Below are 25,497 nucleotides of genomic sequence, written 5' to 3' on the forward strand. Positions count from 1 at the left end.
AAGAGTGGCTGCCCCGCAACTACGTCACCAAAAGAGTGGCTGCCCCGCAACTACGTCACCAAAAGAGTGGCTGCCCCGCAACTAAGTGGTGGCGCAACCACGCGGATGCGGTGCTGCCACTTTTCTGCGGCCGGCGGTGCCCCGGCGGTGCCCAGGCGAGGGCGGTGCCCCGGCGTGGCCCGGCGAGGCAAGGCCCCGGCGAGGCAAGGCCCCGGCGAGGCAAGGCCCCGGCCCGCCGTTCCCCGGCGAGGGCGGTGCCGCCTAGTGGGACCCGCAAGGACCGGTCAGGAGTCGGGGAGGAGGCCACCCAGGTTGCTGAGCTCGTCCTGGCACGCGCTTTGTGCCGAGTGGGTCAGGGCGGTGCTCATGCATTCCTCGTACTCGGCGGTGACCGGCCAGAAGGCAACCTGGGCGCCGGTCCCGAGGACCAGGAACGTCGTCGCCGCCAATCCGATCACCGTGGTGACGCGGAGCGTCCCGGGAAGTTTGTCCCGCACCGCCCGCACCAGGGCGAAGATCCCGAGCACCAGGGCCGCCAGCCCGAAGACCAGCCCGAAGACCTTCCACGGCAGGGGGAGGGTCGCGGTGAGGACCGCGCCCAGCATCGCCAGCAGAAACCATCTGAAGTAGCTTCTCGTCCGGGCCAGCTCTTTTTCCTCGGGTGACCCAGCAGCGGGCGGAGCTGGCTTGGCGGGGCGGGGGCTGTCGGTCATGGTTTAACCCTAGGGTAGAGCGCAGCCTATGGTTGACCCATGCGCATCGTAGTCCTGGTTTCCGGTACCGGATCCAACCTTCAGGCGGTCATCGATGCCGTCAGCACCGGCTCCCTCGACCTCACCATCGCGGCCGTCGGCGCCGACCGGCACGGCACCTACGGGGTGGAGCGGTCAACAGCAGCGGGCATCGACGGGTTCGTGGTGGACTTCAAGTCCTTCGACCAGCGTGCCGACTGGAACGCGGCCCTGACCGAGAAGGTCGCCTCCTACTCCCCGGACTACGTGGTGTCCTCGGGATTCATGCGGATCGTCGACCAGGGTTTCCTCGATGCGTTCCCCAACCGCTACCTCAACACCCACCCGGCCCTGCTGCCGAGCTTCCCCGGCGCCCACGGTGTCCGGGACGCGTTGGGCTACGGGGTGAAGGTGACCGGCTGTACGGTGATGATCGCCGACGCCGGCGTCGACACCGGCCCGATCCTCGCGCAGGCCGCCGTCGAGGTGCTCGACGACGACACCGAGGACACCCTCCACGAACGCATCAAGGTGAAGGAGCGGGCGCTTCTCATTGAGACCCTCCGTCAGCTCGCGCTGGACGATCGCTGAGATGGCCATCGTCGACAACGCTGTCTACCTGGAGGGTAAACGGCAAACAGACCCGGTGTCGCTGGCTGAAACCTTCGAGTTCATGCGATCCCTCGGCGGAATGGCGTGGATCGGTCTGTACCGGCCCGACGACGACGAGCTCGCCGCCGTCGCCGACGAATTTTCCCTCCACCACCTTGCGGTCGAAGACGCGATGGAGGGTCATCAGCGGTCCAAGCTGGAACGCTACGGATCCACCTTGTTTGTGGTGCTGCGCCCGGCCCGCTACCTCGACGCCGAGGAGAAGGTCGAATTCGGCGAGCTTCATGTATTTGTCGGTGCCGACTTTGTGGTGACCGTGCGGCACGCCGAGTCGCCGGATCTGGGCCGGGTCCGGCGGCGGCTGGAGGAGACACCCGAGCTGCTGAAAATGGGGCCGTCAGCCGTGCTGTACGCGATCCTGGACGAGGTCGTCGACGAGTATGAGCCCGTGGTGAACGGACTTGAGAACGACATCGACGAAATTGAGAACGAACTCTTCGGCGGTGAGCCTGGTGTCTCCCGTCGCATCTACGACCTGCACCGCGAGGTGATCGAGTTTCAGCGTGCCACCCAACCACTGCAGTTCATGGTGGAGAACCTGGAGCGCGGATCAGAGAAATATCATCTGGACCCGGAGATCAGCCGCCGGCTGGGCGACGTCCTTGACCATGTGATCCGGCTGGTCGAACAGGTCAACACGTTCCGTACCCTGCTGCAGAATGCCCTCACCGTTCACTCGACACTGGTGGCGCAACGTCAGAATGAGGAAATGACCCGGTTGACGGAGACGTCCCTGAGGCAGAACGAGGAAGTCAAGCGGATCTCCTCCTGGGCTGCGATCCTCTTCGCGCCCACCCTGGTCGCCGCGATTTACGGAATGAACTTCGATTTCATTCCCGAACTGCAGTGGGCGTTCGGCTACCCGTTTGCCCTGGTGCTCATGGTCGCCACCGGCGTGGCGCTGTATCTGGCGTTTAAGCGGAATCGCTGGTTGTAGCGCCTGCCGGCTTCACCTTGTTGAGTGCAACGCCGCGGGTTTCCGGGGCGTTGCGTGCCATCCACAGCACCGCCAGCAGCACGAGCAGGCCGGTCGCCGCGAAGGTAAGCGGCAGCCCGAGGACCGGCCAGAGCAGCGAGCCGAAGATTAGTGGCACCAGGCCGGCTCCTACCCGGGACACGGTGGACGCCCAGCCGAACCCTGAGGCGCGCAGCTCGGTGGGGTACAGCTCCGACACATAGGTGTAGAGCACCGGGATGGCGACCTGGATCAGGAACCCGAACAGCAGCAGCCAGGCGGTGGCGACGGCGGGGAGTTCGACGGTGAGCGCGAAAATCACCAGCGCGACGGCGGACAGCGGACCTGACACGGCGAGGATCCACTTCCGTCCGACCCGTTCCACCAGCAACGCAGCGGCGACGACGCCGAAGAACCCCACCGCTGTCATTCCGGCGGTGGTGAGGAAAGCAACCGACTGTTCGTAGCCCGCCTGCACCAGAATCTGTGGCATCCAGGTCAGTGCCCCGTAATAGACCAGAAGGATGCTCAGGAACAGTCCCCAGGCGGCGAGGGTGATTCGCCAGTCGAATCGCCACAGGGCGGTGAGCTGGCCGGAGACCGAACCGATGGACAGCTTCGGTGTTTCTGCGGGGGAGGGTAGCCGCCAGGGGGTTGGAGTGGCGCCGGTGCGTTCCACCAGGTCGTTGATCACCGCTTCAGCCTCAGCCTGGCGGCCCTTCTGGACCAGGAAGAGCGGGGACTCGGGTACCGACCGGCGCACCCAGAACACCAGCAGGGCAGGCAGCACCATCACGAGCATCAGGTACCGCCAATCACCGAAGGCAGTCATCAGGAGCGCTGAGACCACCCGCACAGTGCGGCCCCGATGGGCCACCAGGCATCCATGGCGGTCAGTACCCGACCGCGGTGTTTACGGGGGGTGAACTCGCCGACGAGAGCGTAGTCCACCGGGATGCAGCCGCCTAACCCGACCCCGGCCATGAACCTGAACACACAAAACCAGATGAAGTCGGGGGAGAACGCGCCCAGGACGGTGAAGATGGAGAAGATCAGCAGGGTGAGAGTGAACGCGCGTTTCCGGCCGATGATGTCCGCAATGGACCCCCAGGCGAACGCGCCGATGGCCATGCCGATGAGGTTGGAGGTGGCCACCCAGGCGGCTTCGCCGGGCGCCAGGTCCCAGTGGTCCGACAGCAACGGGATGAGGTACCCGTTCAGGGTGACATCCCACGCGTCGAACATGAAGCCGAGGCCGCCGATGAGGAAAATCTTCCCCTGTACTCTCCAGCGCCACGGCAGTTCCTGCACCACCTGGTCTCCGGTGGGTAGTTCAGTTTCGGTGCTCACGGGGAAACTGTACCGTCGGAGCCTCCCTTCACCAGAAACCCCCCTGCGTCGAGTCAACACATAGGACAGGTTTTCCGAGAAATTCCGGCTATTTGTGCCGACTCGCAGGGAGAGGCGGCCCGCAGCGCCCCGTGACTTAGAATGAAGTCGATCCCACCCGCAGCAAAAATCCTGGAGCCACCGCGTGACTTTGAACCATCTTGACCAAGTTCCCATCCGCCGGGCCCTGATCTCGGTGTACGACAAGACGGGGCTGGAGGAACTGGCCACGGGCCTGCACCGCGCCGGCGTCAGTATCGTCTCCACCGGGTCCACTGCGAAGCGCATTGCCGCGGCTGGCGTCCCCGTCACGGAAGTTTCTGAGCTCACCGGTTTCCAGGAATGCCTCGACGGCAGGGTCAAGACACTCCACCCCCGTGTACATGCGGGAATCCTCGCCGACCGGCGCCGCGATGACCACGTCGAGCAGCTCCGCGAGCTTGAGGTGGAACCTTTCGACCTGGTGGTCGTGAACTTGTACCCCTTCGTCGACACGGTGAGGTCCGGCGCGGCCGAGGACGACGTCGTCGAGCAGATCGACATTGGCGGCCCAGCAATGGTCCGCTCCGCCGCAAAAAATCACCCATCGGTGGCGATCGTCGTGGATCCGGCACGGTACGGCGACGTGGTGGCTGCCGCCGACGCCGGCGGGTTCGACCTCAGCGCACGACGCCGGTTGGCTGCGCTCGCGTTCTCGCACACCGCCGCCTATGACAACGCGGTAGCGGCGTGGACGGCGGCCCAGTTCGGTGACGGAACCGACGACGGCGACACCTGGCCCGCGTACGCGGGCCTGGCCCTGGAAAGGTCGGAGGTCCTCCGGTACGGCGAAAATCCGCACCAGGACGCCGCCCTGTATGTGGAGAAGGGCGCCACTCCGGGCATCGCCCAGGCCGACCAGCTGCACGGCAAGGCCATGAGCTACAACAACTACGTCGACGCCGACGCCGCCCTGCGTGCCGCATTCGACTTTGACCAGCCAGCTGTCGCCATCATCAAGCACGCCAACCCTTGTGGTGTGGCGGTCGGTGCGGTGGACGCGGCCGACCCCATCGCGGACGCGTACTCCAAGGCACACGCGTGCGACCCGGTATCGGCGTTCGGCGGGGTCATTGCCGCGAACCGGACGGTCACGGCAGCCATGGCCGCCGCGGTGAAGGACGTCTTCACCGAAGTGGTGATCGCCCCCGACTTCGAGCCCGAAGCGGTGACCATTCTCTCTGCCAAGAAAAACATCCGCCTGCTGACCCTGCCGGAAGGCTACCGGCGTGATCCGGCCGAGCTCAGGCAGGTCTCAGGAGGAGTGCTGGTGCAGTTGACCGACACGGTCAAGGCCGACGGCGATGCCCCCAACACGTGGACCCTCGCCGCCGGGCCGGCAGCCGACGAACGCACCCTCGCCGACCTCGCCTTCGCCTGGACCGCGTGCCGTGCCGCCAAGTCCAATGCCATCCTCCTCGCCGACGGCGGGGCAGCCGTGGGAGTGGGCATGGGGCAGGTGAATCGGGTTGATTCCTGCAAGCTCGCGGTCGAGCGGGCCAACACCCTGGCCGGTGACGGCGTCGACCGGGCCCGTGGCGCCGTAGCGGCGTCGGACGCGTTCTTCCCCTTCGCCGATGGCCTCCAAATCCTGCTCGACGCCGGGGTCCGCGCGGTAGTGCAGCCGGGCGGATCAGTACGGGACCAGGAAGTAGTGGACGCAGCAACCGCCGCGGGGATTACCATGTACTTCACGGGCACCAGGCACTTCTTCCACTAGCCGGCCCCACAGAGACAGGGCAAGGCGCATGGAGGTCGGATCGATTCTTACCCTCGCGGCGGGGATGGCACTGGCTGGGTCGGCCTTCGCCCCTGCAATCGCCCCGGGAACCCGGATGATCTCGGCCTTCCTCGGTCTTGCGTTATCGCTGCTCGCCGTCGTCACGCTGTTCTTCGGAGCCTCCCCGGGGCTGTTCCTGTGGGTCATTGCCGGCCTGTTTGCGGTCAGGAACTTCCGGGCAGCCGACCGGCACCGGAAGAAGGTGGACGCTGGCGTGGACCCGGCACGCCACCCCAACCTGAAGGACCTGCGCCAGGCCCAGTTACCGGCCTGGGCGCCGAAGGTGCCCGGGCTGAGCGGCCCCGGCACCGCCGGGGTGACCCGGCAGGGGACGATGGGGGCACGTCAGCCGACCATCAGGCGGGGCCAGGCGGCTTCGTACCCCACTGCCGGGCAGGCACCCGGCCACAATTCGGCGCCCGACACCCGCGGACTGCGGCCCGCCCCGGCCACCGACCGGTGGGGTAAACCCATTCCGCCCGGGTCCATGATGGACCGTTGGGGAAACATTGCGCCCACCGAAGGGCACCTTCCCGGTGAGCCCATTTAGGGCACCAATAGTGGCCTGTGGCATAGTTGAGCAGGATAAAACCAGTACAAATCACGGGCCGTGCTGCGTCCATCACAACGGCTGCCGGCCCACCACCACAAGGAGACCGTGTGGCTGACGCGCCTGCAACAAAAATCAAGGTACAGGGTTCGGTTGTCGAACTCGACGGCGACGAGATGACCCGGATTATCTGGCAGTTCATCAAGGACCGCCTGATCAACCCCTACCTGGATATCGACCTCAAGTACTACGACCTCTCCATCCAGAACCGCGACGCGACCGATGACCAGGTCACCATTGACGCCGCAAACGCCATCAAAGAGCACGGCGTCGGCGTCAAATGTGCCACCATCACCCCTGATGAGGCCCGCGTCGAAGAATTCGGCCTGAAGAAGATGTGGGTTTCGCCCAACGGCACCATCCGCAACATTCTCGGCGGCGTCGTCTTCCGCGAACCCATCATCATCTCCAACATCCCGCGCCTGGTGCCGGGCTGGAACAAGCCCATCATCATCGGCCGCCACGCGCACGGTGACCAGTACAAGTCCACCAACTTCAAGGTGCCGGGCCCCGGCAAGGTCACCATGATGTTCGAGCCCGCTGACGGCTCCGAGCCAATGAAGTTCGACGTCGTCACCATGCCTGAAGAGGGCGGCGTGGCGATGGGCATGTACAACTTCAACGAGTCCATCCGCGACTTCGCCCGGGCGTCCTTCGCCTACGGCCTGCAGCGCCAGTACCCCGTGTACCTGTCGACGAAGAACACCATCCTCAAGGCCTATGACGGCCAGTTCAAGGATCTCTTCCAGGAAGTCTTCGACGCCGAGTTCAAGGACCAGTTCGAAGCGGCTGGCCTGACCTACGAGCACCGCCTGATTGACGACATGGTGGCTTCCGCCATGAAGTGGGAAGGCGGCTATGTCTGGGCCTGCAAGAACTACGACGGCGACGTCCAGTCCGACACCGTCGCCCAGGGCTTCGGCTCGCTGGGTCTGATGACCTCGGTGCTCATGACCCCAGACGGCAAGACCGTCGAGGCTGAAGCCGCCCACGGCACGGTGACCCGTCACTTCCGCCAGCACCAGCAGGGCAAGCCCACCTCCACCAACCCGATCGCGTCGATCTTCGCGTGGACCCGCGGGCTGATGCACCGCGGCAAGTTGGATAACACCCCGGAGGTCATCACCTTCGCTGAAACCCTCGAGGACGTGGTCATCAAGACCGTCGAGGCCGGCCACATGACCAAGGACCTCGCGGCCCTCGTCGGACCGGACCAGGCATACCAGACCACCGAGGAATTCCTTGCGACCCTCGATGACAACCTGAAAGCACGCCTGGGCTAGCACCCGCTCAGCAGACACGGAGAGACCCGGCGGAATTCCGCCGGGTCTCTCCGTGTCTGTGCCCGTGTCTGTGCCCGTGTCTGTGCCCGTGTCTGTGCCCGTGTCTGTGCCCGTGACTGTGCCCGGGGTGTCGGCTACGGGCCGCTACTCGCCGTCGTCGTTGGCGTAGCGCAGCCCCAGCTGGTTCCTGACCCCGTCCAGGAGCCGCATCGTGTTGAGGGTATCGGCCCAGGGCATGGTGGGTGACTCGGTCAGACCCTGCTGGATGCACCGGGTGGTTTCGCGCAGCTCGTAGACATAGCCACGACCGGCCTGCTCAAAGGTCTCTACCCGTTGCTCGCCCTGATGGGGGTGGATGGTCAGCTCCCGCGGGTTGTGCAGCACCGACCCGGTCCGCAACCAGCCTGCCGAGCCCGACACGGTAGCCTGGCCCGGGCCGGAGGAGACGAGCGACGACGTCAGCTGAGCCTGGCCGCCGCCTTCGTAGCTGAGGGTGAGCGCGTTTTGGGTGTCGATGTTGTCGTCGTTCAGGGCCCCTGTTGCGGTCACTGCGGCGGGGAACCCCAGCGCGCCGAGGGCCCAGGTCAACGGATAGACGGTGAGGTCAAGCAGCGCCCCGCCGCCAGCAGCCGGGTCCCACAGGCGGTGGGTGCGCGAGTGGTCGGAGGGGAAGCTCAGATCGGCTTGGACCCACTGGATTTCACCGAGCTCGCCGGAATGAATGATCTCCCAGGCCCGGTTGACGCTCGGGAGGAAACGGCTCCAAAGGGCTTCCATCAGGAAAAGATTGCGGGTCCGGGCCAGGTCGATCAGCTCCGCGGCTTCCCGCGCGTTGACGGTAAAGGCCTTCTCGCAAAGGACGTGCTTGCCTGATTCCAGGGCCGCCTTGGCCACCTGGTAGTGCTGGGCGTGGGGGGTCGCGATGTAGACGACGTCGACGTCGGGGTCGTTGAAGAGCCGCTGGTACCCGGTCTCGCCGTCGGCGTCGTAATAGCTCGCCGCGAAACCGAACTCCTCAGCGAAGGCCTGGGCCGATTCCTGGGATCGGGAGCTGACCGCCTGCAAAACACTGTCCTCCAGCCCGGCAAGATCCTGGGTGACGTTGCCGGCGATGCGGCCGGTGGCGACGACGCCCCAGCGTAGTGGCTCGCCGGTGGCTGCGAACGGATCGGCGGCGTCGGGTGCGGCGCAGGGTGGCCGGGGGATTTGCTGGGCAGGTGTGTGGAGGTTCATCGTTCCATCTTTGCGTGGCTGAGGACAAAAAAGTAGCCCGGCCCATCCGGGCCGGGCTACTTCAATCACATCGGTTACTCGTTGACGATCTCGGAGAGCGTTGGATCGTTCTCGTAGGCTTCGGCAGCGTTTTCCATGGTGACGATCTGTGGTTCGAGCAGGTACGCGGGAACAACCTTCACGCCGTTGTCGTAGGAGTCGGGATCGTTGATCTCGAGTTCCTCGCCTGCGCCCAGCCCCTGAACCATTTCAATGGCGTGGGAGACGAGCGCGCGGGTGTCCTTGTTGATGGTGGAGTACTGTTCGCCGGCCATGATGGAGCGAACCGACTCAACCTCGGAGTCCTGCCCGGTCACGATGGGCAGTTCCTTGCCGCTGGCCTGGACCGAGGTCAGGATGGCGCGGGCCAGGGTGTCGTTGGGGGACAGGACGCCGTGCAGTTCCTCGGAACCGTAGGTGCCGGTCAGGAGGGTATCCATGCGGGTCTGCGCGTTGCCGGCTTCCCAGCCCTGGGTGACAGCCTGGTTGAACTCGGTCTGACCGGAGGCGACGACGACGTTGCCGGACTCGATCTCTGGCTCGAGGATGCTCATCGCACCGTCGAAGAAGACCTGGGCGTTGGCATCATCGGGTGAACCAGCGAACAGTTCAATGTTGTAGGGACCTTCGCCGCGCTCAGCCATTCCGTCGAGCAATGCCTGGCCCTGCAGCTCGCCCACCTGGAAGTTGTCGTAGGCCACGTAGTAGTCAACGTCTTCCGTGTTCGTCAGCAGACGGTCATACGCGATGACGGTGATGCCGGCTTCCTTGGCCTGGGCCAGCTGGGTTCCCAGCTGAGCACCGTCGATGGCGCCAACAATCAGCACCTCGACGCCGTTGGTGATCATCGAGCTGATCTGGTTCTGCTGCTCAGAGACGCCACCGTTGGCGAACTGAACGTCGGGTTCGTACCCGGCTTCGGTGAGGCCGTCGTTGAACAAGCCCTCAGCCAGAACCCAGTTCTCTGAAGTCTTCTGGGGCAGGGCGACGCCGATCGCTGCACCGTCCTCGAATCCTCCCTCGCCCTCGGTTTCGGTCCCGGCGTCGCGACCGCAACCAGAGATGGCTAACGCTGAAATTGCGGCGATTGCCGCTAGTGATTTTGCGTACTTACGCATTGTTGCTCCTTTAGTGGACTCAATAACTTACTGCTGAAGTGTTGGTTAGGGTCAGCGGGCGGAAACGTCGTTGGAGATGACGGTCTCGGTGGCTGTCGGCAGTTCGGGTTTCCCCTTGTTGCCGAAATTCTTCATGATCATGCCGGTGATGGAGGGCTTGCCCTGGCTCTTGTTGTAGACGTCGAAGGCGACGGCGACCAACAATACGAGGCCCTTGATAATCTGCGTCAGGTCGGCGCCAACGCCGAGCAGCTGCAGGCCGTTGTTCAGGACCGCCATGACGAGCCCGCCGATCACGGATCCCACCACTGTGCCCACACCACCGGTCACTGCGGCGCCACCGATGAATACTGCGGCAATGGCATCGAGTTCCCAGCCGACGCCGTCGAACGGGCCCGATGCCGTGGAGCGTCCCACGAAGATCATGCCGGCCAGCGCCGCCAGGATGGACATGTTCATCATGACGAGGAAGTCGACCCGGCGGCTACGGACGCCCGATAGCTTCGCTGCGTGGCGGTTACCACCGACCGCGTATACGTGGCGGCCAATGATGGTCTTGGTGGAGATGAAGCCGTAGATGATGACCAGTGCGCCGAGGATCAGCCCGGGAACTGGGAATGAGGTGCCGGGGTTGCCGGTGGCGAACAGGTAGGTGGCGTACAGGATGACCGCCGAGAGCAGCGTCATTTTGACTACCGAGACCCACACCGGGGGAGCCTCGGCACCGATCTTGGCGAAACGCTTGCGGGTGCGTACCTCGTTGTAGATCACCGCTGCGACGAGCGCGAAGCCGAGCAGCAGGGTGAGGTTGTTGTAGCCCAGATCCGGCCCTATTTCGGGCAGGTATCCGGCACCAATGAAGCGGAACTCCTGGGGGACGGGGACCGTGTTGGACTGCCCCACGAACTGGTTGGCGCCGCGGAAGAGCAGCATGCCGGCCAGCGTGACGATGAACGCCGGGATGCCGACATACGCCACCCAGAAGCCCTGCCATGCCCCAATCAGGGCACCCAGGAGCAGGCCGACGACGATACCCAGGTACCAGGGGAAGTCCCAGTCCCGCATCACCAGGGCGACGACAATGCCGGCGAACGCTGCGATCGAACCGACCGACAGGTCGATGTGGCCGGCAATGATCACCAGCACCATCCCGATCGCGAGGATCAGGATGTACGAGTTGCCGTTGAAAAGGTTCATCATATTGCCGGAGGTGAGCGTCTTGCCGCCGGTCATGATCTGGAAGAAAACGACCAGGGCGAGCAGGGCGAAGATCATCCCGAACTGCCGTGTATCGCCGCCAAAGAGTTGTTTGAGGGAGGTCATGGGGTGGGTCCTAAGAGCTAGGCAGTCTTCCTGCGGGCGGTCATAAGTTTCATCAACGATTCCTGGTCAGCTTCTCCGCGGGCTAGTTCCCCCGTGATGGCTCCCTCGAAGATTGTGTAGATACGGTCGGAGATGCCCAACAGTTCAGGCAGTTCCGAGGAGATGACGATGACGCCCTTGCCCTGGTTGGCAAGCTCCTGGATGATCCCGTAAATCTCGTACTTGGCTCCGACGTCGATGCCGCGGGTGGGTTCGTCGAGGATCAGCAGGTCGGGGTCGGTGAACATCCACTTGGCGAGGACCACCTTCTGCTGGTTCCCGCCCGAAAGCTTGGCCACTCCCTCGTTGACTGATGGCGTCTTCGTCCTCAACGACTTGCGGTACTTCTCGGCGACGACAAATTCCTGGTCGTTATCTACCACCAGTCCGCGGGTGATCTTCTTCAGTGCCGCCGAAACCGTGGTGGTCTTGATGTCGTCGAGCAGGTTCAGTCCGAGTGACTTCCGGTCCTCAGTGACGTAGGCCAGCCCATGCTTGATGGCCGACGGTACCGATCTGAGGGTGACAAGCTCGCCGTCCTTGTAAATCTCACCCGAGATGAAGTTCCCGTAGGAGCGTCCGAAGATGGAGCGCGCCAGCTCAGTGCGTCCAGCACCCATCAGGCCGGCGAACCCCACGACCTCACCCCGACGGACTTTGAAGCTTGAGTCCTTGCAGACCAGCCGGTCCGCGACGGCCGGGTGGCCGACGGTCCAGTTGCGGACCTCGAAGAAGGTTTCGCCGATCTTCGGGGTGTGGTCGGGGAAGCGCGACTCAAGGGACCGGCCAACCATGCCGCGGATGATCCGGTCCTCGTCGACGCCGTCGTTCTTCACATGCAGCGTCTCGATGGTCTTGCCGTCACGGATGATCGTGATTGAGTCAGCGATCTGTTCGATCTCGTTGAGCTTGTGGGAAATCATGATGCAGGTGATGCCCTTGGATCGCAGCCCGGCCATCAAATCGAGGAGGTGCTGCGAATCGGATTCGTTCAGGGCGGCGGTGGGCTCGTCGAGGATCAGGAGCTTCACGGATTTGCTGAGGGCCTTGGCGATCTCGACCAGCTGCTGCTTGCCAACGCCAATGTCCTTGACCGGGGTGTTCGCTTCTTCGCGAAGCCCTACCCGCGCCATGAGTTCAAGGGTCTGGGAGTTCACCGAGTCCCAGTTGATGACCCCGTTTCGGCTCGGCTCGTTGCCGAGGAAAATGTTCTCGGCGATGGAGAGTTCAGGGATGAGCGCGAGTTCCTGGTGAATGATCACGATGCCAGCTGATTCGCTGGACCGGATGTCCTTGAACTCCACTTCTTCGCCCTGGAAGATGATACTGCCGTCATAGGTGCCGTGCGGGTACAGGCCCGAGAGGACCTTCATCAGGGTGGACTTGCCAGCACCGTTTTCCCCGCAGATCGCGTGGATCTCGCCAGCCTCGACGGTGATGGAGACCTGGTCGAGGGCCTTGACTCCCGGGAATTCTTTGGTGATGGAACGCATTTCCAGAATCTTGTGATGTTCCATACGCATCCTCCCTGGTGACGGCATTGGCTGTACCTGACCCCTAGTGGTCAGAATAGGAAGTTAACCCTGCCAAGCCGCTTGGAGTCAAGTCTTGAACACATAAGCAAATATATTGGTAGCTAAACGTTATGAAGGTGCGGTTGCGAGAGGACGACGGCGGCTCCTCCGAGGGCCTCAGTCCGGTCCCCGAGGGCAGACATCAGTACGGTGGTGGACTCGCCGACCACTGGGACCGCGTTACGGAGGAGGCCCCGCCGGATCGGCTCCAGCAGGATGTCCCCAAGACTGGTGAGCGGCCCACCAATCACCACCAGTTCAGGGTTGATCAGGTTTGCTACGTTGGCGACTGCTTTGCCGAGGGCGAGGCCGGCGTCGTCAATCACTCGCAGCGCCGCCGTGTCGCCGGCCAGCACCAGGCTCAGCAGTTCGTCCACCGAGATGGGGCCGTCAGCGCGGCGGCTAAGCAGGTCGACCATGGTGCTGGTCGATGCGACCGTTTCGAGGCAGCCGCGGTTGCCGCACCGGCAGACGAGACCATGTTCAACGATGGTGCTGTGGCCGAGTTCGCCGGTGATGCCGACGTGGCCGTAGTAGACCGATCCGCCGAGGATCAATCCGGCGCCGATGCCCGAGCCGACCTTCAGGAACATCAGGTTGTCGACCGCACTGTGGGGCCCCCAGGTGACCTGGGCCAGGGCGCCGAGGTTGGCGTCATTGTCAATGAAGACGGGGAACCCGAGCCGCTCCCCGAAGGCGGCGAGGATGTTGATGCCAACCCATTCCGGGAGGATCGCACCCTGTACCACCGTGCCGGTGCGGCGGTCGATTGGGCCTGGGATGCCAACCCCGGCGCCGAGCACCGATGAGCGTGCGACGCCTGCCTTGAGGAGCAGGCGGTCGAGGAGTTGCTCGGCGGCGTCGAGCCCTTCCTCGGCGCAGTGGCCAAGGGGTAGGGCGATTGCCTCATCCTGAATTACCTGATAGTTCAGTCCGGCCAGGACAACTCGCACGTGGCGTCGGCCGATGTCGATGCCGACGGCCAGGGACCCATTGTCGTTGAGGATGACCGAGAGGGCGCGACGGCCTGAGCTGGTGGTTGGAGCTGTGGTGGCGAGGCCGGCGTCGACCATTGCCTTGACGATGTTCGAGACCGTTGCGGTGGAGAGCCCGGTCTGCCGGGCGAGTTCCGCCTGGGTCTGTGGGCCACCCACCAGGACACCGATGACACGCTGTTGGTTGCGTTGCCGAAGAGCCGACTGGGAACCCGGGCTTGGAGGATTCCCGTCGAAGTCACGCTTGGTGTTCGGGCGTCCTGCGGGCATGTACTACAGGGTGCTACATGCACCTCTTGTAGTCAAGAAGTTAACGCTGCACGGTGTGATTGAGCCAACACCTGATAGGACGAGGCATTCTCCTTGACAGCCTCGAATTCGCTGTCGGTGAGTTCACGACGCACCTTCGCGGGCACTCCCGCGACGAGGGAGCGGGGTGGCACCTGCGTCCCCTCGAGGACCACTGCGCCCGCAGCGACCAGTGAGCCAGCGCCGATGACCGCCCCGTTCATCACGGTGGCGCTCATCCCAATGAGGCAGTCGTCGCCGATGGTGCAACCGTGGACCACCGCGGAGTGGCCGATACTGACCCGGTTCCCAACGGTGGTGGGGAAATCCGGGTCAGCGTGCAGCACGACATTGTCCTGCAGATTGGTGCCGTCGCCGACACGGATCGGCGCGGTGTCACCCCGTACTGAAACGCCATAGAAGGCGCTGGAGTCCTGACCGAGCACCACGTCGCCGATGATCGACGCCGTCGGTGCAACGAAGCAGGACTCACTGATGGTGGGGGTTTTGCCGAAAATTTCGATGATGTGGGCCATGGACCTCAGCCTAGCTGGCCGGGTCAACGGTGCCGCCAGCCTAGCTGGCAGGGTCAACGGTGCCGCCGCGGTGAGCAACCTGGACAGGCCGGGTCCCGGTGAGGAGCCCCGTGCCCTAGTTGAAGACGATGGTCCGGCCGCCGTCGAGCAGCACCCGGTGCTCGGCGTGCCACTGCACGGCCTGGGTGAGGGTGCGGCCTTCGACGTCGCGCCCGATCGCCACAAACTGCTGGGCCGAACGGGCATGATCCACGCGGATGACCTCCTGCTCGATGATCGGCCCTTCGTCCAGGGCGGGGGTGACATAGTGGGCCGTCGCTCCGATCAGCTTCACTCCACGGGCGTGTGCCTGGTGGTAGGGCTTGGCCCCCTTGAAGGAGGGCAGGAACGAGTGGTGGATGTTGATCGCCCGTCCCACCAGTTCCGAGCACAGCCCATCGCTGAGAATCTGCATGTAGCGCGCCAGGACCACCAGCTCGATGTTGTGCTCGGCGATGACAGTGCGCAGGGCGTCCTCGGCCGCGTCCCGGGTGTCAGGGGTGACCGGGATGTGATGGAAAGGAATGCCGTAGAAGGCGGCGAGGTCGGCAAGCTCGGTGTGGTTCGAGACGATCGCCGGAATCTCGATCGGCAAGGTCCCTGAACGCTGTTGGAAGAGCAGGTCGTTGAGGCAGTGCGCGGCCTTCGACGCAAGAATCAGCGTCCGGGCGGGCGCGCCGTCGTCATGCAGCGCCCAGGTCATGCCAAACGCTGTGGCAACCGGAGCCAAGTGAGCCTCCAAAGCCGTCCGCGGAGCTGCTGTGCTCATGGCTACCCGCATGAAGAAGGTCCCGGTGTCGGGGCTTCCGTACTGCTGCGATTCGGTGATGTTGCAGCCCGAACTCACCAGCGCTCCGGCAACCGCATGCACAATGCCGGGTTGGTCAGCGCAGGAGAGCGTCAGGATAAAGGAGGTCTGGGTGGTAGCGGAGTCAGTCACAAATCAAGCGTACTTCGAATGATCGACCTGCCGGGATACACTCGGAAGTGCCGCGACTGGCGTCAGGTGGGTCACCATCAGGAAGCGGCATGCATCGTTATCTTCGGGCAATTTCTGGAAGACTCTTTCAGGAAGGCTCCGACGACGACGGCGCGCCGTGCCGACCACGGATCGCACGCCTGGGACGTCTGGTCAAGAATTTGCTTGATGATGCTTCAGTGTGACCGGATATCGGAGCTGCCCGGAAGACTCAGCGAGTAACCTGACCTGTAGAAACGCATCCCACCCAGGAGTTCACTGTGACAACTTCGCACCTGCCCGCCACCGGATCCGCCACCTCGGCGGTCACCAACGCGCCCCTCTCCGAGATCGACCCGGAGATCGCAGCAGTCCTGACCGACGAACTTGCCCGCCAGCGCGACACCCTCGAGATGATCGCCTCCGAGAACTTCGCCCCGCGCGCGGTCCTTCAGGCGCAGGGGTCGGTCCTGACCAATAAATACGCCGAAGGTTATCCTGGCCGCCGGTACTACGGCGGTTGTGAGTACGTCGATGTTGCGGAGACCCTCGCGATCGAGCGGGTCAAGGCCCTGTTCGGCGCCGAGTTCGCCAACGTCCAGCCGCACTCCGGCGCGCAGGCCAACGCCGCTGCGCTCGCTGCGATGATCAAGCCCGGCGACAAGATCATGGGCCTGTCCCTCGCCCATGGTGGACACCTGACCCACGGCATGAAGCTCAATTTCTCCGGCAAACTCTACGAAGTTGCTGCCTACGGTGTGGAGGAAGATACCCACCGCCTGGACATGGACAAGGTCCGCGCGCAGGCGATCGCCGAGAAGCCGCAGGTCATCATTGCGGGCTGGTCCGCGTACCCGCGGCAGCTCGACTTCGCCGCGTTCCGGTCCATTGCCGACGAGGTGGGTGCACTCCTCTGGACCGATATGGCCCACTTCGCTGGCCTCGTCGCTGCCGGCCTGCACCCCAACCCGGTGCCGTACTCCGACGTCGTCACCTCCACTGTGCACAAGACCCTCGCCGGACCCCGCTCGGGCGTCATCCTGGGGAAGCAGGAGTGGGCGAAGAAGCTCAACTCTGCGGTGTTCCCGGGCCAGCAGGGCGGGCCGTTGATGCACGTCATCGCGGCGAAGGCGACGGCGTTCAAGATCGCCGGTTCCCCTGAATTCAAGGAACGCCAGGCGCGGGTCCTTGAAGGTGCCCGCATCATTGCCGACCGGTTGACCGCCACCGATGTGAGCGAGCACGGCGTTTCGGTGCTGACCGGCGGCACCGACGTCCACCTTGTCCTGGTGGATCTGCGCGCTTCGCAGCTTGACGGCCAGCAGGCCGAGGACCTTCTGCATTCAATCGGCATCACCGTCAACCGCAACGCGGTTCCGTTTGACCCACGCCCACCGATGGTCACCTCCGGTCTGCGCATCGGCACCCCGGCGCTGGCCACCCGAGGCTTCGGTGCGGAAGAGTTCACCGAGGTCGCGGACATCATCGCGACGGCGCTGAAGCCTGGCGCGGCTGCGGATGCACTGCGCGCCCGCGTACTGGCCCTTACCGCCGACTTCCCCCTCTACCCCGAACACGAGCAGTGGTAGAAGACCTCCCGGAGGGCGCGCTGGACTCTGCTGCGGCCGCCTCGACTGACTACGACATCCCCACCAGCGAGTGCTGCTTCACCGGCTGCTGCGACCGCGGCAAAGCATTCGTCCTTGAGCAACTGGAAGCAGGCCACATCAGATGAGCCCTACCGCACAGATCCTCGACGGCAAGAAAACCGCCGCGGCCATCCGGTCCGAGCTGACCGACCGCATCGCCACGCTTAAGGAGCGCGGCATCACCCCCGGTCTCGGCACCGTGTTGGTGGGGGACGATCCCGGCAGTCACTCCTACGTCGCCGGAAAGCACCGCGACTGCGAACAGGTCGGCATCACCTCGGTCCGCCGGGATCTGCCCGCCGACATCTCGCAGGCGGACCTGGAACAGGTCATCGATGAACTGAACGACGACGACGCCACCACCGGTTACATCGTCCAGTTGCCCCTGCCCAAACATCTCGATACCAACGCCATCCTCGAACGAATGGCGCCGGGGAAGGACGCCGACGGGCTGCACCCGGTCAACCTTGGCAAGCTGGTGCTGAACGTGGGCGCTCCGCTGGATTCGCCGCTGCCCTGCACCCCGCACGGCATCGTCGAACTACTCAGCCGGCACGGCATCAGCCTGAACGGGAAGAACGTTCTGGTGGTGGGTCGCGGGGTCACCGTCGGCAGGCCCCTCGGCCTGCTGCTCACCCGCCGCGACATCAACGCCACGGTCACCCTGGCCCACACCGGGACCGTTGACCTGCCCCACCTGCTGCGGCAGGCCGACGTCGTCGTCGCTGCGGCGGGCTTCCCCGGCATGATCAAGGCGGTGGACCTGAGGCCCGAGGCGATCGTGCTCGACGTTGGCGTCACCCGCGTGGAAGACCCCGAGACCGGCAAGGCGAAGCTCACGGGCGACGTCGAACCAGCGGCCGCCTCGACGGTTGCCTGGCTCTCACCCAACCCCGGCGGCGTGGGCCCGATGACCCGCGCCATGCTGCTGGCCAACGTGGTGGAAGCCGCCGAGCGGCAGGCCGGGATCGCCGTCGCACACTGAAACCAGGTACGCACGGCGCGGACCAGGTCGGGTGGAACCTCGGACGAGTTCGGTCTGGTAGGAGCCCTTCACGGTCGCGGGCAGCAGCAGCTTTCCCGAAGCGTGGTGATAACCCCCGACGCCCTTTTCGTAGCCCGTCCCTGATGTCAGGCTGTGAGGGCGGTGCTGTGGATGATTCGATCAAGGGTGGCGCCCCAACCATCTCGTGTGCCGCCATCGATGAGGTTCCGAACCTCTTCAGTTGGCAGGTGGTCGGGAAAGTTCACCGTGAACTCGAGTCGGGTGCCGTCCTGGGCATCCGTGAGGTTGACGCTCACGACGGGCGCCTCCCGCTGCTGGTCTCCCGCGAGGTCCGGCCACCCGCCGACGGCTCCCCACCGAAAAACCAGTCGTACGTCGGGAACGATTTCGAGATACTCCCCGCCGGTTGGGTAGTGAAGTTCCTCATTTACGACCATCTGTTGCCTCCATGCACCGCCCACCCGCAGATCGACCTCTATCGGGGACGATGGGGTGGGCATGGCCGGGTTATAGAACCAGGCGAGATGTTCCGAATCGGTCCAGGCTTTGAACACCAGGTGGCGGGGGGCTTGCAGATTGCGGGTCAGGGTAAAGCTTCGTTCTGTTTGTGTGTGGTGCGCCATCGGCCTTCCCTCAACTCGGATTCCAGGGCGGGAGCACTCCTAGGAGGCGACGACAAGATCTTGATGCCCGTCGAGGAGTTCACGCACGATGTCCAGGTGCCCGGCATGGACGGAGGTCTCCGTGAGTACCCGATAGATGATCTCGCGCCCATCACGCATGGGCGGGCCTCCGTAGACATCTGCTGGGGGCACCCATCGCGGCGGGTCATCGAGGTCGACGCCAGCGAGGATTGTGTCGCTTTGAACGATCTCCCGCCGATAGGTGGTAATCGCCTCCGTCCCCGTCATCGGTTCCGCCGCCCATCCGTCATGGAGGTTTTGGATGGCTCTCCGGTCGCCGCCAAGGACGGCCGAAATCCAGAACATCTCATCATCGAATGCCAGATGATTCAGTAACTGTCTCACGGACCAACCGGAAGGCACCATCACCCGGTGAAGTGCATCCTCTGGTAGCCCCTCGACAGCACGGAGCACATGCTCGCGGCCCGCCGTTAGCTGCGCGAGCAGTTGCGCGTCGCTCACAACCCGGGTTCATAACCGACGAGCCAGTGGAGTCCGTAGCGATCAACGACCTGGCCGTCGGAGGCACCCCACGGCTTCGGGGTTAGCGGGTCGATGACCGAGCCGCCATCAGCGAGCTTATCGAACCACTCATGCAGCACTGCCGGCTCGGCGGTACCCAACAACGAAAGCATCATCCCCTCGAACCGGACAGTCTTCCCGCCAGCCCCGGCATCCGATCCGGCCAGAGCAACGACACCGCTCAGAACTCCGTGCGCGATAGCGTTTCCAGGCCCATCGCTACGACCGAAGTCTTCGTAGGTATGCAAGGCGAGTTCTCCACCGAAAACGTGCCCGTAGAAGCTCAGGGCTTCACGAGCGGTACCAGGGAAACTGACGTAGATCTGGGGCGCCGTCATGGGCATCCCCGACATACGTCGAATGGGCGGGTGCGGGAGGAGTTCATGGTCTGATTCCTGACTGTCATCGGGTAGGGACACAGGTACGTCGGCGCCAATACGCACATTTCGCCATCCTAGGCGAGGCTGATCGAGCTGAGTAGTAGGAGTTTCGATTTTTTCCTCCGCTGTGGGTGTGGTGCGATTGCGACCCGATCATAAAGATTCTGGTTGGCTTTTCCCAATGGGACAAATCCCCTAGGCTGAGCAGGTGCCCAACTCAGTGACCCGCGATTACGTCATTTCCGCCCGACAGCTCACCAAGCATTACGGTGACTTCGCCGCGGTCGATGACATTTCCTTCGATGTGCCGGCCGGTGAATCCTTCGGCCTGCTGGGACCCAACGGTGCCGGTAAATCCACCACCATGCGGATGATCGGCGGAGTGTCGCAGCGTACCTCGGGGTCACTGACCATCATGGGCCTCGACCCAGAACAGCATGGTCCCCAGGTGCGCGCCCACCTGGGGGTGGTGCCGCAGCAGGACAACCTCGACGAGGAACTCCGGGTCCGCGACAACCTGATCGTCTACGGGAGGTACTTCGGCCTGCCCCTGAGCTACCTCAAGCCCAAGGCGGACGAGCTGCTCGAATTCGCCCAACTCACCGACAAGGCGAAAGCCAAGGTTGACTCGCTCTCCGGCGGTATGAAGCGCCGGCTCACCATCGCCCGTTCGCTGATCAACGAACCAAAGATCCTGCTGCTCGATGAGCCGACCACCGGCCTTGACCCGCAGGCGCGCCACATCCTCTGGGACCGGCTGTTCCGCCTGAAGGAATCAGGGGTCACCCTGATCCTGACCACCCATTACATGGACGAGGCGGAGCAGCTCTGCGACCGGCTCGTGGTCGTGGACAAGGGCAAGATCATGGCGGAGGGCTCGCCAGCGAAGCTGATCCGCGAGCATTCCACCCGCGAGGTGCTCGAGCTACGGTTCGGTTCCGAGCGCAACACCACCGTCGCCGCTGAACTCCAGGGCATCGGCGACCGGCTGGAACCCTTGCCCGACCGCGTCCTCATCTACACGCACGACGGCGAAGCCGCCCTCGAGCAGGTCACCGCCCGCGGCCTGCACCCCATCACTTCCCTGGTCCGGCGGTCCTCGCTGGAGGACGTGTTCCTGCGCCTGACCGGGAGGAGTCTCGTTGACTAACTCGCCCAGCCCTGGCGCCGGCGTCGAGCCCGCCGCAACGCAGAAGGGCCCCACCAACAAGACGGCGATCCAGCCGCCGACGACGACGCTACGCGCCCACGCACCGCAGGTCGCGGCCGACCGCGCCAAACGGTTCGGTTCCTGGTACTACGCCGAGCACGCCCTGCGGGTCATGAACGGGTACCGCTGGACCCTCCTCGCCTACAGCGTGGGCAACCCGGTGATGTACCTGTTCGCCATGGGGGTTGGCCTGGCCACCCTGGTGGACCAGAACAGTTCCGATGCGTTCGGTGGGGTCAGCTATCTCGCATTCATCGCACCGGCCCTGCTCGCATCCGCCACCATCATGACCGCCGCCACCGAGTTCACCTACCCGGTGATGGACGGTTTCAAGTGGCGGCGGGTCTACTACGGGCCGCATGCCTCACCACTCGGCGTCCACCAGATTGTCAACGGCTACATCATCGCCATCAGCCTGCGGTTGATCCTCATGAGCGCGATCTACTTTGGGATTGTCGCCGCCTTCGGTGCCTCGCCGTCGGGGTGGGGCTGGGTGGCCGTGCCGGTGGCTGTGCTCTGCGGTCTGTCCTTCGGGTTGCCGCTGATGGCGTATTCGGCCAGTGTGCAGGAAGACAAGGGGCAGTTCGCGTTAGTGATGCGGTTCCTGGTGACGCCCATGTTCCTGTTCTCGGGCACCTTCTTCCCACTCGACACGCTGCCGATCTACCTGCAGTGGATCGGCTGGATTTCCCCGCTCTGGCATGGGACGCAACTGGGCCGGATGCTCACCTACGGCTTCCCGGTGCCGATCTGGCTGGCCGTGATTCACGTGGTGTACCTGGTGGTGCTCGCCGTCCTCGGCTGGCGTCTGGCCCGCAGAACCTACGCACGGAGGTTGGGCAAGTGACCGAGAAGCTGACCCATTCCGCAGCGCCGTCGTCGGCTGACCCGTTGACCGACGCCGACTACCGCATCACCCCGCAGACCCGACGCTTCAGCGCCCTCTACTCCCGCAACGCGAAAGCGGTAATCGCGCGTGGGCTGCGCGCCACGAAAAGCAGTAACTGGCTGATCATGGTCTCGGGCTTCTTCGAGCCGGTGCTGTACCTGATTTCGATGGGGGTGGGCCTCGGCGCACTGGTGGGGACCGTCGTCGGGCCCGGCGGCGAGGAGATCAGCTACGCGGCCTACATCGCACCGGCGCTGCTGGCCGTCTCCGCGATGAACGGCGCCGTGTACGACTCCACCTGGAACGTGTTCTTCAAGATGAATTTCGCGAAGCTCTACCAGGGCATGCTGTACACGTCGCTCGGGCCGCTGGATGTGGCGATCGGCGAGATCTTCCTGGCGCTCCTGCGCGGCGCGATGTACGCCACCGGGTTCACCGCGGTGATGGGCATAATGGGCCTGATCACCACGCCGTGGGCGCTGCTGATGGTCCCGGCGTCGGTGCTGATCGCGTTCGGGTTCGCCTCCTTCGGGATGGGGATCACCAGCTATATGAAGACGTTTCAGCAGATGGACTGGATTAACTTTGTGATGCTCCCGATGTTCCTGTTCTCGGCGACGTTCTACCCATTGAGCGTGTACCCGCAGGGCATCCAGTGGTTCATCCAGGCGTTGCCGCTGTGGCATGGCGTCGAGCTGCTGCGCCAAATCAGCGTGGGCACCTTCACCGCCGCGACGAGCATCCACATCCTCTACTACCTGGTGATGATCCTGGTCGGCATGGTGCTGACCACCAGCCGGCTGCGGAAGCTGTTCCTGAAGTAGCAGTTTGCTGCTCGAAGGGGTTCCATCCCGGAGGGAGGCTGGAACATACTGGAGCATGATTGGAAAGTGGCAAGCCACCGTTTTCGACTGTCCAGACACCGATCGGCTCGCGTCGTTCTACGAGGACCTGCTCGGCATGATCAGGGTCCAGCACGACGACGACGGGTGGATCTCCATCGGCGATGCGCCGGACCGGCCCGCGCTCGGCTTCCAACGGGTGAGCGACTACACGCCGCCCCGCTGGCCCAGCCAGGACCTGCCGCAGCAGGTGCACCTCGATGTTCGGGTCGATGACCTGGACATTGCCGAGGCGAAAGTCCTGGCCTTGGGCGCCGTGAGCATGAACTCAGGCTCCAAAGCCCACCGGGTCTTCCTCGACCCGGCCGGGCACCCGTTCTGCCTCGTCAGCTGGTAACCAGGCCACCGAACTGGCTTACGGTACGAGAGTCGCGTAGACCACGTAGTTGTCGTCAAACTCGCCGGTCTCCGGGTTGTAGCCGTCGCAGGTGATCAGGCGCAGCTCGGCGGCGTCAGTATTTCCGTAGACCTCAAGGGTGGGGAAGTCGTCTTTCTGGTACTGCTCGCCGCGGTCGACGGCGAACACGGCAGTGCTCCCATCCTCGCGGACCACGTTGATCTCGTCGCCGGCCTGCAGGGCGCGCAGGTCGGCGAACACGCCTGGGCCGCCACCGGTCGCATTGACATGGCCGAGCAGGACGGATGGCCCCCGTTCGCCCGAGGTGGGGGACTGGTCATACCAACTCGCTGGCGCCCCAGGTCCATCGGGCGGCACCTCAAGGGAGCCATTGTCCCGGAGCCCGAGATGCAGCAGCTCGGATTCAGCGGCGATCGTGGGAATGTTGAACGACACCGGCTTGGACGCTTCAAGGACCGCGGGCAGCTCCGGGGTGGGGACCGCACTGGGGGCCTCTGACGCAGCAGAGGTAGGTGCCGGGCTGGAAGGCGTGGCGGTCGAAGGCGCAGCCGAGGACGACGCCGAAGGGCTCGGCGCGGCAGGCCCCGTGCCTTCAGGGGGTGTGTCGGCACCGCAGGCGGTAAGAATCAAAAGGGCGGTCGCCGCCGAGGCCACAAAGCCTCGACGACGACCGTTTTTAGCGCTGATCATGAAATCAGACTATTCCTTATGCGTTGTCTGCAGCGTTGCGGCGAACAACGTAGGTGCCACCAACGGCAGCAGCCAGAACGAGGCCACCTCCGAGGGCGAGCATGCCCATGTTGTTGTTTGACGTGGACTGTGCAACACCGGTGTCGGCGCCGCCCTCAGGCATTTCACCCATCTGTGAAGCGGTCACAACACCACAGAGTGCTGGTGAGGTGGCGCCCAGTGGAAGTGAAGGCTCGAGGTCCGAGGGAGCGTTGAAGGCCTCTTCGGAGCTTGACGTTGCTGGATCGAGGCCGTGGATGACGACGACGGCGGTCCCGGCTTCGATGGCGTCGAGGGTCTCGGCGTTCATCTCGAAGGTGCGCTCGATGGAGTAGTTTCCACCCTGGCCGGCGAGCTCAAGGTTCAGGCCGGCAGCTGGGCTGGTGTCGCCGCTGGTGCCCAAAGTGGTCTGGATGCCACCGTAGGCGGCTGCGCCTTCGGTGGTGGAGAGGATGCCGTCACCATCGGCGTCATCGGCCATGGTGGGGCAGGTGCCCTGCGCGCCACCGTGGATGTGCTGTACGTGTGGGTACGGCGCATCCATGAAGGTTTCGCCGAGACCGGAGACCTGAAGGTTTACGGTGGCAGTCTTGTCATCGATGTCCATCGCGAACGTAGCGGTACCGGTGGTGCCGCTGAGCTGCTGGAAGTCGACCGTGTATGAGCCGTTGGCGTGGTCGGCCATTGCTGGCGCACCGGCCATGGCAACCATGCCGAGGGCGAGGGTGGGGACTGCGAGAAGACGCAAGTTCTTATTCATGTGATTTTTCCTCCATAGAGCGAGTGTTAGCGCGCAATGATCAGCACACATACTAATACTTCGGAGTGGTGCCGATCACGGATGGGTGGGGAATAAAATAAAGTTTTGAGCCTGAGCGTTCGCCAACGGTGGAAGGTCATTCCTTCCCTGCCCCCATTTGCGAGAATGGGGGTATGAAGCCTCTTGGGAACCAGAAACCGTTCGAGTCCGGCACCCCAGCGGGAGCGGGTCGAGGCCTGAGCCTGCGCATGGGCACCATCGGGATGAGCATTATGTTGATCGTCTTCCTGGTGGCTGTGGTCTTTGCCGCCAACCAGAACGACGTCGTCGGATGGCTGGTTGCCATCATCTCGCTGGGCTGGCTCCTGGTCTTCAGCTTCGTGGTCTTCAGCCTCAGGACGGCAGCCCGCAATGCGGCGGCGCGGATCAACGAGGCCCAGCAGCAGTTCAACCGTGCCAACGGCATCCAGGATTCCACCAGCACCGGGGTGGTCGATGAGGCCACTTTGGCCCGCGACATGAAACTGGACCACAGCTTCAAAATTGTTCAGGTTCAGGTGCGGGTAATCCGGGACCATCTGGCCGCGGGGAAGTCCAGCGACGAGGAGACGGTGGGGCGGGCGCTCGAGACCATCGAGATCACGTCGCACAACGCCCGGTCGATGATGAAGAAGAACGATGACGGACCGGTGGAGGGCACCGTTGTCGACTGACAAGGGCAACCAACGCCGCCTCTTTTTCGCCCTCATTCGTCAGAGCGCTCGGGTAGGGTGGAGCGGGTGAGTTCCACTGCAGCAACGACAGCTTT

26 protein-coding genes and 1 pseudogene are annotated in these 25,497 nt (G+C 64.1%); 13 read left to right on the top strand and 14 right to left on the bottom strand.

The features are described 5' to 3' along the window. Positions 1 to 284: 284 nt before the first annotated feature. The gene (locus DDA93_RS11940; protein ID WP_024476341.1) at positions 285 to 713 is read right to left on the bottom strand and encodes a hypothetical protein; all 429 of its coding nucleotides are present in this window, start codon (positions 711 to 713) and stop codon (positions 285 to 287) included. Positions 714 to 752: 39 nt separating this feature from the next. Here DDA93_RS11940 and purN point away from each other — a divergent pair, with 39 nt between their 5' ends. Both purN and DDA93_RS11950 read left to right on the top strand, forming a co-directional pair. Further along, positions 753 to 1,322: a phosphoribosylglycinamide formyltransferase gene (purN, locus tag DDA93_RS11945; RefSeq protein ID WP_024476340.1), complete on the top strand. Its 570-nt coding sequence runs from the start codon at positions 753 to 755 to the stop codon at positions 1,320 to 1,322. Position 1,323: 1 nt separating this feature from the next. After that, positions 1,324 to 2,340 (top strand): magnesium and cobalt transport protein CorA, encoded by a 1,017-nt coding sequence (locus tag DDA93_RS11950; protein WP_024476339.1) that lies wholly within the window; start codon positions 1,324 to 1,326, stop codon positions 2,338 to 2,340. On the opposite strand, the pseudogene DDA93_RS11955 reads toward DDA93_RS11950, so the two are convergent. Further along, positions 2,318 to 3,708: pseudogene (locus DDA93_RS11955) on the bottom strand (MFS transporter). The gene DDA93_RS11950 and the pseudogene DDA93_RS11955 sit on opposite strands and share 23 nt — an antisense overlap. A gap of 184 nt (positions 3,709 to 3,892) precedes the next feature. Here DDA93_RS11955 and purH point away from each other — a divergent pair. From purH to DDA93_RS11970, 3 genes are all read left to right on the top strand, one after another. Then, positions 3,893 to 5,506, top strand: a complete 1,614-nt coding sequence (gene purH / locus DDA93_RS11960; protein ID WP_116778897.1) for a bifunctional phosphoribosylaminoimidazolecarboxamide formyltransferase/IMP cyclohydrolase — start codon at positions 3,893 to 3,895, stop codon at positions 5,504 to 5,506. 28 nt (positions 5,507 to 5,534) lie between these two features. Beyond that, entirely contained in the window at positions 5,535 to 6,116 is a 582-nt protein-coding gene (locus DDA93_RS11965; protein ID WP_116778898.1) for a hypothetical protein, read from the top strand. A 110-nt stretch (positions 6,117 to 6,226) separates the two neighbouring features. After that, positions 6,227 to 7,459, top strand: coding sequence for an NADP-dependent isocitrate dehydrogenase (locus tag DDA93_RS11970; RefSeq protein WP_019481971.1), 1,233 nt, complete (start codon positions 6,227 to 6,229; stop codon positions 7,457 to 7,459). 144 nt (positions 7,460 to 7,603) lie between these two features. Here the strand turns inward: DDA93_RS11970 and DDA93_RS11975 are convergent, their stop codons facing one another. The 7 genes from DDA93_RS11975 to purU all read right to left on the bottom strand — a co-directional run bounded on the left by DDA93_RS11975 (position 7,604) and on the right by purU (position 15,583). After that, entirely contained in the window at positions 7,604 to 8,692 is a 1,089-nt protein-coding gene (locus DDA93_RS11975; protein WP_116778899.1) for a Gfo/Idh/MocA family oxidoreductase, read from the bottom strand. Between the two features lie 74 nt (positions 8,693 to 8,766). Further along, entirely contained in the window at positions 8,767 to 9,849 is a 1,083-nt protein-coding gene (locus DDA93_RS11980) for a sugar-binding protein (protein ID WP_024476892.1), read from the bottom strand. Between the two features lie 51 nt (positions 9,850 to 9,900). After that, complete coding sequence (gene mmsB / locus DDA93_RS11985; RefSeq protein ID WP_116778900.1) at positions 9,901 to 11,172, bottom strand: multiple monosaccharide ABC transporter permease; 1,272 nt, start codon at positions 11,170 to 11,172, stop codon at positions 9,901 to 9,903. Positions 11,173 to 11,189: 17 nt separating this feature from the next. Beyond that, positions 11,190 to 12,728, bottom strand: coding sequence for a multiple monosaccharide ABC transporter ATP-binding protein (gene mmsA, locus DDA93_RS11990; RefSeq protein WP_207771341.1), 1,539 nt, complete (start codon positions 12,726 to 12,728; stop codon positions 11,190 to 11,192). A 119-nt stretch (positions 12,729 to 12,847) separates the two neighbouring features. Continuing rightward, positions 12,848 to 14,050: an ROK family transcriptional regulator gene (locus DDA93_RS11995; RefSeq protein WP_019481976.1), complete on the bottom strand. Its 1,203-nt coding sequence runs from the start codon at positions 14,048 to 14,050 to the stop codon at positions 12,848 to 12,850. Positions 14,051 to 14,082: 32 nt separating this feature from the next. Then, a complete protein-coding gene (locus DDA93_RS12000; protein WP_116778902.1) occupies positions 14,083 to 14,604 on the bottom strand; it encodes a gamma carbonic anhydrase family protein in 522 nt (173 codons plus the stop codon). 115 nt (positions 14,605 to 14,719) lie between these two features. Beyond that, positions 14,720 to 15,583: a formyltetrahydrofolate deformylase gene (gene purU / locus DDA93_RS12005; RefSeq protein ID WP_116778903.1), complete on the bottom strand. Its 864-nt coding sequence runs from the start codon at positions 15,581 to 15,583 to the stop codon at positions 14,720 to 14,722. 314 nt (positions 15,584 to 15,897) lie between these two features. Here purU and glyA point away from each other — a divergent pair, with 314 nt between their 5' ends. Genes glyA through DDA93_RS12020 form a run of 3 tightly spaced genes read left to right on the top strand, consistent with a single transcriptional unit; the run spans position 15,898 to position 18,235 of the window. Then, positions 15,898 to 17,190: a serine hydroxymethyltransferase gene (gene glyA, locus DDA93_RS12015; protein ID WP_116778927.1), complete on the top strand. Its 1,293-nt coding sequence runs from the start codon at positions 15,898 to 15,900 to the stop codon at positions 17,188 to 17,190. Beyond that, positions 17,184 to 17,336, top strand: coding sequence for a hypothetical protein (locus tag DDA93_RS16355; protein WP_019481981.1), 153 nt, complete (start codon positions 17,184 to 17,186; stop codon positions 17,334 to 17,336). Before glyA ends, DDA93_RS16355 begins: the two co-directional genes overlap by 7 nt. Beyond that, positions 17,333 to 18,235, top strand: coding sequence for a bifunctional methylenetetrahydrofolate dehydrogenase/methenyltetrahydrofolate cyclohydrolase (locus DDA93_RS12020; protein WP_019481982.1), 903 nt, complete (start codon positions 17,333 to 17,335; stop codon positions 18,233 to 18,235). Before DDA93_RS16355 ends, DDA93_RS12020 begins: the two co-directional genes overlap by 4 nt. A 146-nt stretch (positions 18,236 to 18,381) precedes the next feature. Here the strand turns inward: DDA93_RS12020 and DDA93_RS12025 are convergent, their stop codons facing one another. The 3 genes from DDA93_RS12025 to DDA93_RS12035 are packed head-to-tail and all read right to left on the bottom strand — an operon-like array spanning position 18,382 to position 19,799. Beyond that, on the bottom strand, positions 18,382 to 18,879 hold the full coding sequence (locus tag DDA93_RS12025) for an SRPBCC domain-containing protein (RefSeq protein WP_116778905.1): 498 nt from the start codon (positions 18,877 to 18,879) through the stop codon (positions 18,382 to 18,384). A gap of 39 nt (positions 18,880 to 18,918) precedes the next feature. Then, positions 18,919 to 19,401 carry a DUF664 domain-containing protein gene (locus DDA93_RS12030; RefSeq protein ID WP_116778906.1) on the bottom strand — a complete coding sequence of 161 codons (483 nt, stop codon included), beginning with the start codon at positions 19,399 to 19,401 and terminating at the stop codon, positions 18,919 to 18,921. Further along, entirely contained in the window at positions 19,398 to 19,799 is a 402-nt protein-coding gene (locus DDA93_RS12035; protein WP_019481985.1) for a VOC family protein, read from the bottom strand. Before DDA93_RS12035 ends, DDA93_RS12030 begins: the two co-directional genes overlap by 4 nt. Positions 19,800 to 20,061: 262 nt before the next feature. Between DDA93_RS12035 and DDA93_RS12040 the strand changes: the two genes are divergently transcribed. Genes DDA93_RS12040 through DDA93_RS12055 form a run of 4 tightly spaced genes read left to right on the top strand, consistent with a single transcriptional unit; the run spans position 20,062 to position 23,179 of the window. Further along, positions 20,062 to 20,991 (top strand): ABC transporter ATP-binding protein, encoded by a 930-nt coding sequence (locus DDA93_RS12040; RefSeq protein ID WP_116778928.1) that lies wholly within the window; start codon positions 20,062 to 20,064, stop codon positions 20,989 to 20,991. Then, positions 20,984 to 21,898 (top strand): ABC transporter permease, encoded by a 915-nt coding sequence (locus DDA93_RS12045; protein ID WP_116778907.1) that lies wholly within the window; start codon positions 20,984 to 20,986, stop codon positions 21,896 to 21,898. The genes DDA93_RS12040 and DDA93_RS12045 overlap by 8 nt, the downstream gene beginning before the upstream one ends. Positions 21,899 to 21,942: 44 nt before the next feature. Continuing rightward, positions 21,943 to 22,764 carry an ABC transporter permease gene (locus DDA93_RS12050; protein ID WP_116778929.1) on the top strand — a complete coding sequence of 274 codons (822 nt, stop codon included), beginning with the start codon at positions 21,943 to 21,945 and terminating at the stop codon, positions 22,762 to 22,764. Positions 22,765 to 22,819: 55 nt separating this feature from the next. Beyond that, on the top strand, positions 22,820 to 23,179 hold the full coding sequence (locus DDA93_RS12055) for a VOC family protein (RefSeq protein ID WP_019481989.1): 360 nt from the start codon (positions 22,820 to 22,822) through the stop codon (positions 23,177 to 23,179). An 18-nt stretch (positions 23,180 to 23,197) separates the two neighbouring features. On the opposite strand, the gene DDA93_RS12060 is transcribed toward DDA93_RS12055, so the two are convergent. Both DDA93_RS12060 and DDA93_RS12065 read right to left on the bottom strand, forming a co-directional pair. Next, positions 23,198 to 23,890 carry a class F sortase gene (locus DDA93_RS12060; protein ID WP_165802627.1) on the bottom strand — a complete coding sequence of 231 codons (693 nt, stop codon included), beginning with the start codon at positions 23,888 to 23,890 and terminating at the stop codon, positions 23,198 to 23,200. 16 nt (positions 23,891 to 23,906) lie between these two features. After that, positions 23,907 to 24,689, bottom strand: a complete 783-nt coding sequence (locus DDA93_RS12065; protein WP_116778909.1) for a CHRD domain-containing protein — start codon at positions 24,687 to 24,689, stop codon at positions 23,907 to 23,909. A 173-nt stretch (positions 24,690 to 24,862) separates the two neighbouring features. Between DDA93_RS12065 and DDA93_RS12070 the strand changes: the two genes are divergently transcribed. Continuing rightward, positions 24,863 to 25,402, top strand: a complete 540-nt coding sequence (locus tag DDA93_RS12070) for a hypothetical protein (protein ID WP_019481992.1) — start codon at positions 24,863 to 24,865, stop codon at positions 25,400 to 25,402. Positions 25,403 to 25,497: the final 95 nt, after the last annotated feature.

This window comes from Arthrobacter sp. Bz4 (assembly GCF_003075455.1).
Taxonomy (GTDB): domain Bacteria; phylum Actinomycetota; class Actinomycetes; order Actinomycetales; family Micrococcaceae; genus Arthrobacter_D.

Bases quoted from the DNA above. Each gene is read 5' to 3' on its own strand.
- DDA93_RS11940 (WP_024476341.1), bottom strand. From the start codon at position 713: ATGACCGACAGCCCCCGCCCCGCCAAGCCAGCTCCGCCCGCTGCTGGG.
- purN (WP_024476340.1), top strand. From the start codon at position 753: ATGCGCATCGTAGTCCTGGTTTCCGGTACCGGATCCAACCTTCAGGCG.
- DDA93_RS11950 (WP_024476339.1), top strand. From the start codon at position 1,324: ATGGCCATCGTCGACAACGCTGTCTACCTGGAGGGTAAACGGCAAACA.
- DDA93_RS11965 (WP_116778898.1), top strand. From the start codon at position 5,535: ATGGAGGTCGGATCGATTCTTACCCTCGCGGCGGGGATGGCACTGGCT.
- DDA93_RS11975 (WP_116778899.1), bottom strand. From the start codon at position 8,692: ATGAACCTCCACACACCTGCCCAGCAAATCCCCCGGCCACCCTGCGCC.
- DDA93_RS11980 (WP_024476892.1), bottom strand. From the start codon at position 9,849: ATGCGTAAGTACGCAAAATCACTAGCGGCAATCGCCGCAATTTCAGCG.
- mmsB (WP_116778900.1), bottom strand. From the start codon at position 11,172: ATGACCTCCCTCAAACAACTCTTTGGCGGCGATACACGGCAGTTCGGG.
- mmsA (WP_207771341.1), bottom strand. From the start codon at position 12,728: ATGGAACATCACAAGATTCTGGAAATGCGTTCCATCACCAAAGAATTC.
- DDA93_RS11995 (WP_019481976.1), bottom strand. From the start codon at position 14,050: ATGCCCGCAGGACGCCCGAACACCAAGCGTGACTTCGACGGGAATCCT.
- DDA93_RS12000 (WP_116778902.1), bottom strand. From the start codon at position 14,604: ATGGCCCACATCATCGAAATTTTCGGCAAAACCCCCACCATCAGTGAG.
- DDA93_RS12020 (WP_019481982.1), top strand. From the start codon at position 17,333: ATGAGCCCTACCGCACAGATCCTCGACGGCAAGAAAACCGCCGCGGCC.
- DDA93_RS12025 (WP_116778905.1), bottom strand. From the start codon at position 18,879: ATGGCGCACCACACACAAACAGAACGAAGCTTTACCCTGACCCGCAAT.
- DDA93_RS12035 (WP_019481985.1), bottom strand. From the start codon at position 19,799: ATGACGGCGCCCCAGATCTACGTCAGTTTCCCTGGTACCGCTCGTGAA.
- DDA93_RS12055 (WP_019481989.1), top strand. From the start codon at position 22,820: ATGATTGGAAAGTGGCAAGCCACCGTTTTCGACTGTCCAGACACCGAT.
- DDA93_RS12060 (WP_165802627.1), bottom strand. From the start codon at position 23,890: ATGATCAGCGCTAAAAACGGTCGTCGTCGAGGCTTTGTGGCCTCGGCG.
- DDA93_RS12065 (WP_116778909.1), bottom strand. From the start codon at position 24,689: ATGAATAAGAACTTGCGTCTTCTCGCAGTCCCCACCCTCGCCCTCGGC.
- DDA93_RS12070 (WP_019481992.1), top strand. From the start codon at position 24,863: ATGAAGCCTCTTGGGAACCAGAAACCGTTCGAGTCCGGCACCCCAGCG.